The organism is Pseudomonas sp. Kh14 (assembly GCF_900291005.1).
Classification (GTDB): domain Bacteria; phylum Pseudomonadota; class Gammaproteobacteria; order Pseudomonadales; family Pseudomonadaceae; genus Aquipseudomonas; species Aquipseudomonas alloputida.
Genome location: NZ_OLKJ01000029.1, coordinates 177,280 through 191,138 on the forward strand (window position 1 = coordinate 177,280; position 13,859 = coordinate 191,138).

The following is a 13,859-nucleotide window of genomic DNA, read 5'->3' on the forward strand; positions in this document are numbered from 1 at the left end:
TCAAGATGCCTCGAGAATTATCCAAATGCACTCAATGGATCGCTGCCCTCCCCGATTCATCGCTGGTTGCTCGACGTATTTCTTTTGTATTCCAGCACCTGATGTCAATCCGATCGTGAATGGCCCAGCATAGTCGAGCCCATCCACTTGATTACACGCTCAAGCGCGTATGAACTGCGCCAATGAGCGTGCAGTCGAATAAGGCGCTTCACCTGCGCCAAGACCATGCTCCATGGTTCGCGAAGACTGCCCGTCGAATATAGCCACCATCCAATCTCAGTGGTTATAGTCTCAGCCACACTAGGATGGGCAATGAATACATGACCTACGCACTGATAGACAACGCCACCCTCACTGCCGTCCAGCGCGCCACCGGCGCGGTTGCGGTCAAGACCAGCGATACGATCAATGGAGACCTGTGCGCGTTAGAGAATTTCCTGCAAGGCAACCTCTTTTACGACGACCTCCTCTGTATAGACAACTACAAAGCAGATCACAGAGAAAGCCGCAAGCAACAATTCCCCTACCTCAGGTTCTTGTCGCCTTCCGAGTTCGGGCTGGACGGGGTTGATACGCTCGCTCAAAAAGAAGCATCGCTGATTCGTCCTGAAATTCGCGGCGGCGAGTTCGTGGATGAGGACTTTAGTGCCCTTTTGGAGCAACTGAAAATGAACATGGTCTGCACCTGGGATCAAGCCTCCAGTGTGTATTACCTAACCATGAGGATGCTGGGCTACCGTGCGTCCGACGACTATGGCAAATACAGTGCCCTAAGCGCAGCAATCTTCGCAGAGTTAAGCGATGCCAGTGAAACGCGCGGACGTTGGTCGAAAGATGTCAAGCTAGTGGGTTCGGATGGCCACGAATTCAGCAAGTCAGAGTTCACTAGAGAGTATCCTGGTGCCTACGGAGGTCCCACCAAGCAACTCGAGATGTTCGTCGCCTCGCTGAACTGGCTCGCGTACAAATCAATTTATTACACGACTGCAGCCAAACACCTGAAAGCAGACTCATTCATTCATCCCATCAGGCATGCCTATCAAGTGCACTGGATGAAGAAATCCGGCGCCTTCGGCCATGACTTCACCGCCCGCCTCCTGGCAAACCTCTCGGACAAAACCAGTACGAGCATTTCGGAAATCCGGTCGCACGGAGCAACTCAGACCGTTGCTTTGGACCTGCCCTTGTTTTCGGCATGGCTGACTCAATCCGCCGGAAGCGTTTCCAGTGCGATCGAGGCAGCTCGACAGATCCGCAGCGAAGACCATTTCGTAACGATGCGTGAAACCCTAAAGGCCATTCGAGTTGCCTTCGACGAGCAAGGGCTCGCGAGTGGAAACAAGCGCATCACCAAGCTCATGGATGATGTCGACAAGATTTGCGGCGACCTTAAACGCAGCTACGGTCTCAGGTCTGCCCAAGGTATCCAGGGGAGCTTTCTAATCAAGGCGGCAAGCTCTGTTACTAGTCTATTTGGGGTTTCGTTACCCGACCGGGATTTCGCTCTCTCCACTCCCGAGTTCTTGAAGTCAGAATCGACTAAGGCGTTTACAACGGTTGTCAAGGACATCACCAAGGAACTCACTGCCATGGAGCGCTTGGGGGGGGTGCGGGATCTGATGGCCAGGTGCTTCAAGATTGAAGGTGAAGACTTCGGCGGGCCGAAGGTTCAAGAGCCAAAGTTCCGATGGGTGAAGTCTGGGTGGCAGATGCCTATGTGAAGTAGAGTCACCTGCGTATTTTAGGGGCTAATCCGTCATACGAAACGAATGGGACTTTACGAAACCCCAAGAAACCAATCGACGCCCTTCGAAAATTGAAATTCGGTAGGGTTCCCAGCCATCTACGGAAAGGAATTTTGTGATGGCAAGCCCCCAATGCGACTCCCTGCCCGGTACCGCAGCGTCCTCACCGCTGAGGAGCTGCCAAAGTTCGCATCGACCAGACGAGCGGAAAATCTCGTCAATAAACATGGATCTATGAACAATCGCATTCGTTTTGAGCTATTGAGCCAAGTGCAGTGCGCTGGAGAGCGTCTTATGAACATCTGACATCGCCCACTTGTTAAATGAGATGCTACGTCAGAAATGCTCTTGAGCTCCCTTGGATTCGGCGCCGCGTCTTTTTACTTAGACGACTCCTCGGCGCCAGCAACCCTGATCAAGTATGTTTTAGCAGTTGCAGCAAACCCTCCACATCAGCTAACGCTGGAGCATGGGCTCCGGCATGGCGGCAAGATATGGATGCGCAAGCCGCTGAAAATTGCAGGCGCTCTCTCAAGTCCGCGATCCCCAGTAGCTCCGCCGCCAGCCAACCAGCCATACAAGCGTCTCCTGCTCCAACCGTGTCCTCCACCTTCACGGCAATCGCCGGCTGTTCGAGCTGGCTGTCCGGGGTATGGAGAATCATCCCGTGTTCCCCTCGAGTAAAAAGGATCTGCGCCTGAGGATTAAGAGCGCGAAGCTCATCTATTGCCTGGTGTTCTGTCAGCCCTGGATAAATTTGCCGAAGGTCTTCGTCGGAAAGCTTAACCATGTCAGCAAGAGTGGTCATCTTAGGGAAGGTCTGCTCCCGATAATGGCTATCCATTAAATTGCGCCAGTTCGGATCATAGCTAATCCGTTTACCGACTTCTTTGGCCTGCTGAGCAATTTTAACCAGCCTGTCTGCGAGTGGCTGTCGAGCCAAACTGATGCAACTGAAATGGCACAGCTCTACCTGGTTGATCCATCCTTCTGGCATCAGATCCGGATCAAAAAACAGATCGGCATCTCCAGCAAAAAAGTACCTTGGAGGACGGCTGGATGGAATGATGGCGACCAAAGGATCTCGCTCTACCCGTTGGATAAACCTCATATCCAATGCTGCCGCTTCCGACTGCGAAACGATCTCGTCACCCAGTGAATCCATGCTCACCGACCCAGCAAAAGCGCTGCTGACACCCAAGCGACTTAGCGCTCGTGCAACGTTCCAGGGAGCACCACCCGGGTAGCCCATCCACTGTCCAGGAGTGCCTTGGACAAGATCGGTCAGGGCTTCACCAAACACTACTGCGCGAGGCAATACCATCGTCATTTCCTCAATTTTTTGTCGTAGGGAACTGCTGGGTGATCAGACTCGACCGGTAATCACTTACTCAGTGCGCTTTGATGAAAGGCAGGGTTTGTTGAGGTTAGTGAAGTTCTCATAGCCAACCTCAAAGCAGATGTTGGCCGCACGCGTTCATACATTAAAACCAGGTTTCCATTTGTATACCGTATTGCCATACACCTCCGGCTTCGAAGTCCGTCATGCCAAAGGAGTCTGTGGTACTGAATCTGTCCAGATCCGAAGACCAGCTCATGAAGCTTGCGAACACTCGCAGTTCGGGACGTGTAAGAAGATCTCCAACCTCAGGTTTGAATGTCGGGGCGACAGTGAATTTCCAAAAGTTACCGTCGACCGCATTACGTTGTAGGTAGTCCTTCGGGTCCAGGTTCATGGTTTGCCAGCTTATTTCGTAGGCCATCTCGAAATTTCTGTTGATTTTATTGGCCAAGCGCACATTCAGGGTCAGCCAGCGGTAGTCGTCACCCTCGACGTATCTATCCTTGCTCTGTTCGGCCAGCACGCTGGGGCCGATACGCCAGTCGGGCGCAAGGGATGTCTCACCGTAAAGTGCCAGACGCAGAGCGCGGGCATCGTCTATGAGTTCGCCATCTGAGCCGATGTTCTTGACCTCTGCCCCCAGACCTTGCCCATAGAGCAGCGCCGTTTTGAAGAAGCCTTCCCTGCCGAAAAAGTTTTTCTGGTGGTTGGCCACCATGCTGTGCAAGCCGGAGTCCGCAGGCTTCAGGCCCGCTTCATTGGTGCGAGTGCCGAAGTCGTTTTTCTTTGAGCCAATGCCATTGAACATCCACTGCCACTGACCATTATCGAAGAACTGGTTGGAGGTGAGGATGTAGCTTTCCACATCGGCATTGAGACCGCCCTCACTGAAATCCCCGTAGTTACGCCCGATCAACGAGTAATTCGAGCGCCAGTTCTTTTTCATCTGTACGTCGTAGATACCACCCCCGGTGCCGGCCAGAAAGACGACGTCCGAGTCCAGCCAATGGATATCGAAGTTGTCCCTGTCGAATCGCTTGCCTGCCCACAGGGTGGCGTTCTCGAACATCGAATTGCCCTTGAATGCGGCGAGATGATCGAGTTCCGCAAATACCTGGCGTACGTTCAGGTTACTTTCAGCGGCCGTCCAGTCATTGGAGCTTTCCACGCCATCGGCGATGGAAACCGTGAATTTGGAATGAGTGCCGTTCTGCGCATAGGCTTCTTTCGACAGGTCTATACGCATGTAAGTATCGTCTTCATTACCCAGTCGCCCGACTGCGCCACCGACTGAACCGGCAGGCGTTGTATAAGGACCGCCCCGCCCGCCCCCCAGGCCATCGTTGATCAGCAATCCGGAGCGGGCGTAACCCTTGAAGCTGAACCCGTCGGTGAGGTGCCCGGTACTGCCCTCCTTCTCCATACTTTGCTGACGGGCTTCGAGTTTTGCCAACCGCGTATCCAAACTGGGCATCACAGTGGTGGTCGCAGTGGACGCAGCAGGCTGCAAGGCGGCAGTGGACTGTTTGAGCTGCTGCAGTTCCCTGGCGAGCGCCTGGGTTTGTTGTTCGGCGGCGGCTGCACGTTTTTCCGCAGCGGCGGCACGGGCTTCAAACGCGGCCATGCGCTCTTCCAAAGTCGCGGCCTGAGCGTTGGCCGCCGAGGTGCCGAGTACGCCTGCGAGTACCCAGCTTGATGCTTTCTGCATGGGGGGATTTCCTGTTTTGTTTTTATTTTTTGTCCTGCGACCGGCCTCTTTTTTCGTGAAATGTTGATTGTCAAAATCAAGAAAAAAAAGGATGCCTCATCGCTAATACGCTGCTACATTTGGCGATGTTAACGTTAACTTTTCTAAAAACAAAAATAAAGAGGGCTTTATGAAACAGCTCAAAACACTCTTTCCAGCAGCACTGCTTGCCCTTTGCGCCGGGCTTCCATCCCTCTCCAGCGCAGGCAATCTGACGATTTCCTGCGGTGCGGTGGGCGCGGAATTACAACTGTGCAAAGAGGCCGTCGAGGCGTGGTCTCAACAGACCGGCAATCACGTCGAGGTGGTGTCCACGCCTAACTCGGCAACCGAGCGGTTGTCGTTCTATCAACAGATCCTCAGTGCGCAGTCCAGCGACATCGACATCATTCAGATCGACATGGTGTGGCCGGGGATGCTGGCCAAACATCTGCTGGATTTGCGCGAGGTGCTGCCCGCCGATGCAACCCAAGGCTACTTCCAGGCGCAGGTGGACAACGCCACGGTGAACGGACGGCTGGTGACGATGCCGTGGTTCACCGACTCGGGCCTGCTGTATTACCGCAAGGACTTGCTCGAGAAATACAACAAACAAGTCCCCCAGACTTGGGAGGAAATGACCGCAACCGCCAAGGATGTACAACAGGCCGAGCGCAATGCCGGCAACGCCAACGCCTGGGGGTACATCTTTCAAGGGCGTGCCTACGAAGGCCTGACGTGTAACGCGCTGGAATGGATCAGCAGCCAACCGGACGGCGGGCTGGTCAATCCACGAGGCGACATCGTGGTCAACAGCCAGGCCTCAAGAGCGGCGTTGACCCTGGCCAAAAGCTGGGTAGGCGACATCTCCCCGCGTGGCGTGCTCAATTACACCGAGGAAGAAGGACGCGGCGTATTCCAGTCGGGCAATGCGCTGTTTATGCGCAACTGGCCGTATGTCTGGGCCTTGGTGCAAAGCCAGGACAGCGCCGTAAAGGACAAGGTCGGGGTCGCTCCCCTGCCCCGCGGCGGCGAGGCCGGCAGCCATGCATCCACCCTCGGAGGCTGGGGCCTGGCGATATCGCGCTACAGCGCCCATCCCAAACTTGCCGCCGAGCTGGTGAGCTACCTGACCAGTGCCCAGCAGCAAAAACATCGTGCCCTGATAGGCGCCTATAACCCGGTTATCGAGTCGCTGTATCGAGATCCCGAGCTGCTCGCGGCCATGCCTTATTACGCTCAGCTGCACAGCATTCTCAACGACGGGGTCATGCGCCCCGCTTCAATCACCGCCGCTCGCTATCCACGGGTCTCCAATGCGTTCTTCGATCGAGTGCACGGCGTGCTGGCAGGCGAGTTGCCCGTCGATCAGGCGCTGGTCGAACTGGAAAGCGAACTCACACGCATCAAACGCCGGAACTGGTAGGCCACAAGGAAGAAAATCACCATGCCTGTCTCTACTACCCATGCCTCCTGTGACGAGCGCCTGCTCACCAGGGAAACGCCCATACAGAGTCGCCGAGTACGCGCCGCCTGGCTATTTCTGACACCGATGTTGCTGTGTCTGACCCTGGTGGCGGCATGGCCGCTGCTGCGCACATTCTGGTTCAGCCTGACCGATGCCAGTCTGGCGGACAGCAGTGGCGGTTCCTTCGTAGGCATGAGCAATTACCTGTTCCACGACGGTTCCAACTGGTCGGGCATCCTGGTCGATCCACAATGGTGGAACGCTGTGCGCAACACGTTGTATTTCACTGTGGTGTCGGTGGGACTGGAAGTCATCCTTGGGCTGTCGGTGGCGTTGCTGTTGAACATCCAGTTCACCGGCCGTTCCCTGGTGCGTGCGTTGATTCTGATTCCCTGGGCGATTCCGACCATTGTCTCGGCGAAGATATGGTCATGGATGCTGAACGACCAATTCGGCATCATCAATCACCTGATGCTGAGTCTCGGCCTGATTGACGCTCCTCTGGCCTGGACGGCAGATGCGGATCTGTCGATGTGGGCAGTGATCATCGTCGACGTGTGGAAGACCGTCCCTTTTGTCACGCTGCTGATGTTGGCGGCCTTGCAGATGTTGCCGAGTGATTGCTACGAAGCCGCCAGGGTTGATGGTATTCATCCGCTGAAAGTGTTCTGGCGTGTCACGCTTCCCCTGTTGATGCCTGCATTGTTGGTGGCCGCGATCTTCCGCATCCTCGATTCCCTGCGGGTATTTGACGTCATCTATGTGCTGACCTCAAATTCTTCTAGCACCATCAGCATGTCGGTCTATGCCCGCCAACACCTGGTGGAGTTCCAGGATGTTGGCTACGGCAGCGCGGCCTCGACTCTGCTGTTTCTGGTGGTTGCGGTAATCGCCATGCTTTATCTCTACCTCGGACGCCGTCAAATGGAGGTTCGATCATGAGCCAGCGCCTACTGAAAAAATCGCTGTTGCGCCTCGGATTCTGGTGTCTGATCGGAGTTTTGCTGCTGTATGCGGTCTTCCCTTTCTACTACGCCATCGTGACTTCGCTGAAGCCGTCCAGCGCCTTGTTCGAAGTGAGCTACTGGATCGAACACCCCGACTTCTCCAATTATGCGGCGGTACTTCACCAAGCCTCATTCCTGCGGGCAATTGGTAATTCGCTGGTGGTTGCGCTGTGCGTGGTGACGCTGGCGCTGTTCCTCAGCCTGACCGCTGCCTATGCCTTGGGCCGGGTGAAATTCCGTGGGCGTGGGACAGTATTGATGATGGTCCTTGGCGTCTCCATGTTTCCCCAGGTCGCGGTGCTGTCGGGGCTGTTCGAAGTGATCCGCGCCCTGGGCCTGTACAACACGTCCTGGGCGTTGATCCTGAGCTACACGATTTTCACCCTGCCCTTCACCGTCTGGGTGCTGACCACGTTCATGGGGCAATTGCCCCATGAACTGGAAGAAGCGGCAATCATGGATGGTGCTTCGCCCTGGGTCACGCTGACCCGCGTGCTGTTGCCGCTGCTCTGGCCCGCCCTGGCCACTACCGGTTTATTGGCCTTCATCGCAGCGTGGAACGAGTTCCTGTTTGCCCTGACCTTCACCCTCACCGACACCCAACGCACTGTGCCGGTCGCCATCGCCTTGATTTCCGGCGGCAGCCCCCATGAGCTGCCTTGGGGGCTGTTAATGGCCGCATCGGTGCTGGTCACCGTCCCGCTGGTGATTCTGGTGCTGATCTTCCAGCGCCGAATCGTTTCCGGCCTCACTGCCGGCGCGTTAAAGGGTTGATGCCCAACAAATACAAGGAACAGCATCGTGATCAAATTGAAACTGGACAACGTGAACAAACAACTGGGTGGCGTGCGGATTCTTCGCGACATCAACCTGGAGATCGCTGCGGGTGAATTCGTGGTGTTCGTCGGCCCGTCGGGCTGCGGAAAGTCGACCCTGCTGCGACTGATCGCCGGACTGGATTCGATCTGCGCCGGCGACCTGCTGATCGACGGGCGACGGGTAAACGACCTGGAGCCGCGCGAACGTGGCGTCGGCATGGTGTTTCAGTCATATGCGCTGTACCCGCACATGAGCGTTTACGACAACATCAGCTTTGGTCTCAAACTGGCCAAGACCGAAAAGACCAGCCTGCGCGAGCGCGTGCTGAAAACTGCGCAGATCCTGCAATTGGACAACCTGCTGCAACGCAAGCCAAAGGAACTGTCTGGAGGCCAGCGTCAGCGTGTGGCGATGGGCAGAGCCATGGCGCGGGAACCGGACATCTTGTTGTTCGATGAGCCACTCTCCAACCTGGATGCTTCCTTGCGGGTGCAGATGCGCAACGAAATCGCCCGGCTGCATGACCGACTGGGCTCGACCATGATCTACGTCACCCACGATCAGGTGGAAGCAATGACCCTGGCCGACAAAATTATCGTGCTCAATGGCGGTCGCGTGGAGCAGGTCGGTTCACCGCGCGAGCTCTATGAACGCCCATCGAGCCGCTTTGTCGCCGGTTTTCTCGGTTCGCCGAAAATGAATTTTCTACCGGCACGCCTGCATGCCCCGGGCGAAACCAGCCTAGTCGATACTCCCGTTCTGGGTATGACCGCCCTGCCCTTCGACAGCTCGGATCTGGCGGCGGGCACGCTGCTGAGCTTGGGGATTCGCCCGGAGCACGTATCGCTCAAAGCGGCGGAAGAAACCGCCGGCATCGTCGTGATGGGGGTCGAGTACCTGGGTAGCGAAACGTATGTGCACCTCGAAACAGGTCAGGACGAGCTTCTGACTTGTCGTTGCGAGGTCAACGCCGGATGGCAGGCAGGCGATCGGGTCGAACTGCAACTGGACACAGACCACCTGCACCTGTTCGACGCCGACGGCAGGGCCTTGAAGCGCCACCCACAAGCCATTGAAAACCTGCCGAATGACATTTCTCTGCGTTCAGTCCGAGCACGCGCCCTATGACCTTGTCTTTGAATACCATGAGCGACCCGATGTCTTCTTCCCTTGAACTTGCGCAGCGTGCACTGAGTGAGGGTATCTCGCGCGTCATCCACGATTATCGCCCGGGCTATCATATTGCGCCGCCGGCAGGCTGGATGAACGACCCTAACGGGGTCGTGTACTTTCGTGGCGAATATCACGTGTTCTATCAGCATTACCCCTTCGACGCGAAATGGGGCCCGATGTATTGGGGCCACGCCAAGAGTGCCGATCTGGTTCATTGGCAGCACCTGCCCATTGCACTGGCACCCGGCGATGACTTCGATCGTGACGGTTGTTTTTCCGGTAGTGCCGTGGTGTGTGGCGATACCCTGGCCCTGATCTACACCGGGCACACCTGGCTGGGGGAAGTGGGTGACGAGCGCTTCATCCGTCAAGTCCAGTGTCTGGCAACCAGTAGCGATGGCATCCATTTCGTCAAACATGGCGCCGTCATCGACACCGCGCCGCACAACACCATCATGCACTTTCGCGATCCCAAGGTATGGCAGGAGGATGACTATTGGTACCTGATTGCCGGCGCACGTCTGGGCGATGTGCCGCTGCTGCCGTTGTACCGCTCCACGGATCTGCACGTCTGGGAGTTCCTTGACTATGTGTCCGGCGGCAGCGAGGGTGATGGCTATATGTGGGAATGCCCGGATCTGTTTCGACGGAGTGGGCGCGATGTACTGCTGTACTCGCCCCAAGGCATGCAAGCCGATGGTTACGACCGCCTCAACAAGTACCAGACGGGTTATCGAGTAGGCCGACTCGATAGCGAATGGCACTTCACGGGAGGGCCTTTTATCGAGCTGGATAACGGCCATGATTTCTATGCTGCGCAAACGCTACTGGCCGCTGATGGTCGGCGCCTTGTGTGGGCGTGGCTCGACATGTGGGAAAGCCCGATGCCGAGCCAGGACCATCACTGGTGCGGCATGCTCTGTTTACCGCGCGAACTTGAACTGTGCGCCGATCGCCTTTGCGTGTATCCGGCACGGGAGCTCACCGCCCTACGCAAGACGCCATTACCGAGTACGCCCTGGTGGGATGAGACGGGGTCCCGGTGGGTGCCGGACGTGAAAGGCGATATGCTCGAAATCCACGTGCATCTGGACTTGCTCGGCTGCACCGACGGCCACCTGGGAATTGCATTGCGCTGCAGCGACGATGGCCGTGAAGAAACCCTGCTCTACTACGATGCATCACTGCATCGCCTGGTGCTTGACCGTAGCCGCTCGGGTGCGCAAGTCACAGGCCAGCGCAGCGTATCGATAGACCCGACACAAGAGCGACTTGAACTGCGCGTGTTCCTCGATCGCTCCTCCATCGAGGTATTCGACGAAAACGGGCACTTCAGCCTCAGCAGTCGCCTCTATCCGCGGCCCGACAGTCTGGGCGTGAAGCTTCTGGCTAGCGGGGGTGGTGGGCGTGTCTCGATTCCCAAGGCGTGGTCTCTCGGTTCTGGATGGCTGTGAGACAGCTCATTCGAGTCGCGAGAAGTCCGGGCAATGTGTCATGATTCGGCGTCAACCTGACCGATTTCGCCTCACATGACTTCAGTGAAAGACGTTGCACAGCTGGCCGGCGTGTCCCTGATGACGGTTTCTCGAGCGCTCAACACTCCGGAAAAACTGAGCGCCGAAACCCTTCTGCGGGTGCGTCGTGCCATTGATGAACTGCAATTCGTACCGAGCCTGTCGGCGCGCAGGATGCGCGGCGACAACCTCCAGTCGCGAACCATCGGTGTGTTCGCGCTGGACACTGCGACCACACCATTTGCGGTCGAGCTGCTGCTGTCCATTGAGCAGACCGCGCAGCAAGCCGGCTGGAATGTCTTTATCCTCAACCTGTTAAGCAACCCGCCCACTGACCAGAACATCGACCTAATGCTGTCGCACCGTCCGGACGGCTTGATCTTCAGCGCCATGGGGTTTCGCCAGGTGTGCATTCCCGAGCGGTTGAAGAGCAAACCACTGGTACTCGCCAATTGCCTGACCGATGACAGTCGCCTGGTGAGTTATGTGCCAGACGACGAAAAGGGGCAGTATCGAGCCGTACATCACGCGTTGAGCCAAGGCTATCGGCGCCCGCTGTGTATCAATCTGCCAAAACAGAGTCTGGCTTGGGGCTTGCGACAAAAAGGCCTGCAACGTGCCTGTCAGGAATTCGGCCTAGCGCCTGGCGCACTCCTGCAATACGACCTTTCCGATCATGACGCCTATGGTGAAACCGCAGCCATCCTCGACCGACATATCATCGAAGGTCGCCCCCAATTCGACATTCTGATCTGTGGCAATGACCGTATTGCCTTTTGTGCCTATCAGCTGTTGTTGGGCCGTGGCCTGAAGATTCCCGCCGATGTCGCTGTGCTCGGCTATGACAACATGATCGGCATCGCCGAACTGTTCATCCCACCGCTGACCACCGTGCAATTGCCATATTACGAGATCGGTCGCAATGCTGCCCGGCACCTGATCCAGGCCCTCGAGGTATCGGGAGCCCAGCCAGTTGATTGTCCGTTGGTGGTCAGGGCATCACTATAAGAATCAGTAAAGCGAACAGGCGCTCATGAATAAGATCAGCAGTGCCAACGGCGTTGATCCACCAGTCAGTTGACCAGATACGCAGATTTCCCCAGCCAAGCCCACGCAGTAATGCTCCCGCCGCTTGTCTCTATCGCGCGCCGTAGCACTGTGATGGTAATGCGAGGTCGCTGGCCTGTTCTTATGAACCCAAACGGATGAACATTTCAACGGCATTAGCCCACAATCCCTCAGCAAAGCAATGCGCCCGCCCACTTATGAACAAATGACATCGCCCACTTGTTAAATCAGGTGCTAGGTCAGACATATTCATGTGTCAGCGTTTACTGATCGATATGGCGAACCCGTCTTGCATAATACTGCGTCGCCTACGGTGAACAAAAGCAGTCGCACTGTTGTCTTAGGGACATCTGGTGCCCCACAGCTTATGCGGGGGCTTTTATCAAGGCTCGCTGTTGGGGTTGCGTGATGGGCATCAAGCCTTTCGTGGGCGCGCTGTTAATGCTCTCTTCCGTTGTTGGCTTGGCTGTCGCTGATCATCGCCATGAGAAACGGGAAGACGAGTACAGGGACGGTCCGTGTCACGTCAAAGAGGTCTCGGACAAGGGCGACTACAAGCTGGAAGTCAAATGCCCGGATGGGCGTGGCAGGACTTGGCCTCGGGGTGAATGGAAGGAGGAATACTGGGACGGTCCGTGCCGGGTGAAGGTCGAAGCCAAGCGGGACGAATACAAGAAAGAAGTAAAATGCGAAGGCCGTGACGATGACTGAAAACGAGGGAAATAAAGTTCAGTTCAAAAAACAAGGCGAAGCTGCGCTAAACCGGTGAACCATTTACATGGCCGACACGTCCACCACAAAAGAACAATGAGTCGACATAAAAATGGCAACGGATCCCGTATTGGCCGTGCTCGGCTACCTCAAAGACCACCATCTGGTACTTACCACTGCCGAGTCCTGCACAGCAGGCTGCATGGTCGCTCTGCTAGCGGCATTCCCAGGCACAGGCGAGGTCCTGGAAAGCGGCTACGTCGTGTATTCGCCCTCCGCCAAGAAGCGTCTGCTAGGTGTAAGCGCGGAAACCATCGAACGGTACGGGCTGACTAGCGAACCAGTCGCATGGGAGATGGCCCTGGGGGCGCTGAAGGACAGCGATGCCAATGTCGTTATCGCAACTACAGGTTTAGCCGGGCCTGACCCAGCAGCTGGGGTTCTACCCGGCACGCTTTGCTTTGCGTGGGCTTTTGCCGGCGAACCGATAGCCGTGTTTACCCGTACCCAGCGTTTTTTTGGTGAGCGAGCGCAAGTCATGCACGACGGTGCCGTCTATGGACTGACGCGCCTGATCCATTATCACGAGCGCTGGCTTCGTGGGGAGCGCGCTTGAAGGGGGCAGGTAATGACAGGCAAGAAGGCGACTTTCGACATCGAATACTGCAGGTGAACCCCTCGACTACCCTCCTCCACCTTTTGCGTAAGCACTTGGATCATGCGGATTCCAAAGACGCAGACTTAAAGCCCAAGCTTCGGATCAGATCACGTGCCGCTTCGAAGAACATTGGCTTGAGGTTTGAGGTTTGAAGGCGGCGCAGACTTCTGCCACTATTTTTTGGAGGTGAGACATGGCGGGTGAAAAATCTATCTCTGCCCTACTACGCGGTATGAGCCCAATCCTCAACGAAGGTGAGTACGTCTTCTGCACTGTCGCTGACTTCGCAGGACTGAGCCCGGACGACTTGGTGGGTAGCTTCAAGGAGAAAGAAGGCTTGACCTTGATCATCGAGCGAAACCGAGCAGAAACGCTCGGGCTGAAGTTTGATTTCGTCGCTGCGTGGATCACCCTGACCATCCATTCGGCCCTCGATGCAGTTGGCTTGACTGCGGCGTTCTCGACTGCTCTGGGCCAAGCAGGGATCAGCTGCAATGTGATCGCAGCCTATTTCCACGATCATGTCTTCGTAGGTAAAGATGATGCGCAAAAAGCAATGAAGGTGCTGAACACCCTTTCCCAGGCTTCTGAGTGAAGCCGGTCGAGACGCCTTATCGCTCAAGGCATT

At 56.3% G+C, this 13,859-nt stretch carries 12 protein-coding genes; 10 read left to right on the forward strand and 2 right to left on the reverse strand.

What is annotated here, in order from left to right:
* Positions 1 to 320: 320 nt before the first annotated feature.
* The gene (locus tag FQ668_RS15590) at positions 321 to 1,721 is read left to right on the forward strand and encodes a hypothetical protein (protein ID WP_019437132.1); all 1,401 of its coding nucleotides are present in this window, start codon (positions 321 to 323) and stop codon (positions 1,719 to 1,721) included.
* Between the two features lie 439 nt (positions 1,722 to 2,160).
* Here the strand turns inward: FQ668_RS15590 and FQ668_RS15595 are convergent, their stop codons facing one another.
* Positions 2,161 to 3,069 (reverse strand): carbohydrate kinase, encoded by a 909-nt coding sequence (locus FQ668_RS15595; RefSeq protein ID WP_019437133.1) that lies wholly within the window; start codon positions 3,067 to 3,069, stop codon positions 2,161 to 2,163.
* A 160-nt stretch (positions 3,070 to 3,229) separates the two neighbouring features.
* Positions 3,230 to 4,795 (reverse strand): carbohydrate porin, encoded by a 1,566-nt coding sequence (locus FQ668_RS15600; RefSeq protein ID WP_019437134.1) that lies wholly within the window; start codon positions 4,793 to 4,795, stop codon positions 3,230 to 3,232.
* Between the two features lie 169 nt (positions 4,796 to 4,964).
* Between FQ668_RS15600 and FQ668_RS15605 the strand changes: the two genes are divergently transcribed.
* The 9 genes from FQ668_RS15605 (at position 4,965) to FQ668_RS15650 (ending at position 13,826) form a co-directional block, all read left to right on the forward strand.
* Complete coding sequence (locus FQ668_RS15605) at positions 4,965 to 6,239, forward strand: ABC transporter substrate-binding protein (protein WP_019437135.1); 1,275 nt, start codon at positions 4,965 to 4,967, stop codon at positions 6,237 to 6,239.
* Positions 6,240 to 6,260: 21 nt separating this feature from the next.
* Positions 6,261 to 7,223 carry a carbohydrate ABC transporter permease gene (locus FQ668_RS15610; protein ID WP_014590924.1) on the forward strand — a complete coding sequence of 321 codons (963 nt, stop codon included), beginning with the start codon at positions 6,261 to 6,263 and terminating at the stop codon, positions 7,221 to 7,223.
* A complete protein-coding gene (locus tag FQ668_RS15615; RefSeq protein ID WP_014590923.1) occupies positions 7,220 to 8,062 on the forward strand; it encodes a carbohydrate ABC transporter permease in 843 nt (280 codons plus the stop codon). The genes FQ668_RS15610 and FQ668_RS15615 overlap by 4 nt, the downstream gene beginning before the upstream one ends.
* 27 nt (positions 8,063 to 8,089) lie before the next feature.
* A complete protein-coding gene (locus FQ668_RS15620; RefSeq protein WP_014590922.1) occupies positions 8,090 to 9,235 on the forward strand; it encodes an ABC transporter ATP-binding protein in 1,146 nt (381 codons plus the stop codon).
* Positions 9,232 to 10,734: a sucrose-6-phosphate hydrolase gene (locus tag FQ668_RS15625; protein ID WP_178095699.1), complete on the forward strand. Its 1,503-nt coding sequence runs from the start codon at positions 9,232 to 9,234 to the stop codon at positions 10,732 to 10,734. The genes FQ668_RS15620 and FQ668_RS15625 overlap by 4 nt, the downstream gene beginning before the upstream one ends.
* A gap of 75 nt (positions 10,735 to 10,809) precedes the next feature.
* The gene (locus tag FQ668_RS15630) at positions 10,810 to 11,802 is read left to right on the forward strand and encodes a LacI family DNA-binding transcriptional regulator (protein ID WP_041166969.1); all 993 of its coding nucleotides are present in this window, start codon (positions 10,810 to 10,812) and stop codon (positions 11,800 to 11,802) included.
* A 468-nt stretch (positions 11,803 to 12,270) separates the two neighbouring features.
* A complete protein-coding gene (locus FQ668_RS15635; RefSeq protein ID WP_014590919.1) occupies positions 12,271 to 12,573 on the forward strand; it encodes a hypothetical protein in 303 nt (100 codons plus the stop codon).
* Between the two features lie 112 nt (positions 12,574 to 12,685).
* On the forward strand, positions 12,686 to 13,189 hold the full coding sequence (locus FQ668_RS15640; protein ID WP_041166968.1) for a CinA family protein: 504 nt from the start codon (positions 12,686 to 12,688) through the stop codon (positions 13,187 to 13,189).
* 235 nt (positions 13,190 to 13,424) lie between these two features.
* The gene (locus tag FQ668_RS15650; RefSeq protein WP_076403087.1) at positions 13,425 to 13,826 is read left to right on the forward strand and encodes an ACT domain-containing protein; all 402 of its coding nucleotides are present in this window, start codon (positions 13,425 to 13,427) and stop codon (positions 13,824 to 13,826) included.
* The last annotated feature ends 33 nt before the right edge of the window (positions 13,827 to 13,859 follow it).

What these genes read in the sequence shown, in the direction of transcription:
- FQ668_RS15590 (WP_019437132.1), top strand. Translation starts at nt 321, where the DNA reads ATGACCTACGCACTGATAGACAACGCCACCCTCACTGCCGTCCAGCGC.
- FQ668_RS15595 (WP_019437133.1), bottom strand. Translation starts at nt 3,069, where the DNA reads ATGGTATTGCCTCGCGCAGTAGTGTTTGGTGAAGCCCTGACCGATCTT.
- FQ668_RS15600 (WP_019437134.1), bottom strand. Translation starts at nt 4,795, where the DNA reads ATGCAGAAAGCATCAAGCTGGGTACTCGCAGGCGTACTCGGCACCTCG.
- FQ668_RS15605 (WP_019437135.1), top strand. Translation starts at nt 4,965, where the DNA reads ATGAAACAGCTCAAAACACTCTTTCCAGCAGCACTGCTTGCCCTTTGC.
- FQ668_RS15610 (WP_014590924.1), top strand. Translation starts at nt 6,261, where the DNA reads ATGCCTGTCTCTACTACCCATGCCTCCTGTGACGAGCGCCTGCTCACC.
- FQ668_RS15615 (WP_014590923.1), top strand. Translation starts at nt 7,220, where the DNA reads ATGAGCCAGCGCCTACTGAAAAAATCGCTGTTGCGCCTCGGATTCTGG.
- FQ668_RS15625 (WP_178095699.1), top strand. Translation starts at nt 9,232, where the DNA reads ATGACCTTGTCTTTGAATACCATGAGCGACCCGATGTCTTCTTCCCTT.
- FQ668_RS15630 (WP_041166969.1), top strand. Translation starts at nt 10,810, where the DNA reads ATGACTTCAGTGAAAGACGTTGCACAGCTGGCCGGCGTGTCCCTGATG.
- FQ668_RS15635 (WP_014590919.1), top strand. Translation starts at nt 12,271, where the DNA reads ATGGGCATCAAGCCTTTCGTGGGCGCGCTGTTAATGCTCTCTTCCGTT.
- FQ668_RS15640 (WP_041166968.1), top strand. Translation starts at nt 12,686, where the DNA reads ATGGCAACGGATCCCGTATTGGCCGTGCTCGGCTACCTCAAAGACCAC.
- FQ668_RS15650 (WP_076403087.1), top strand. Translation starts at nt 13,425, where the DNA reads ATGGCGGGTGAAAAATCTATCTCTGCCCTACTACGCGGTATGAGCCCA.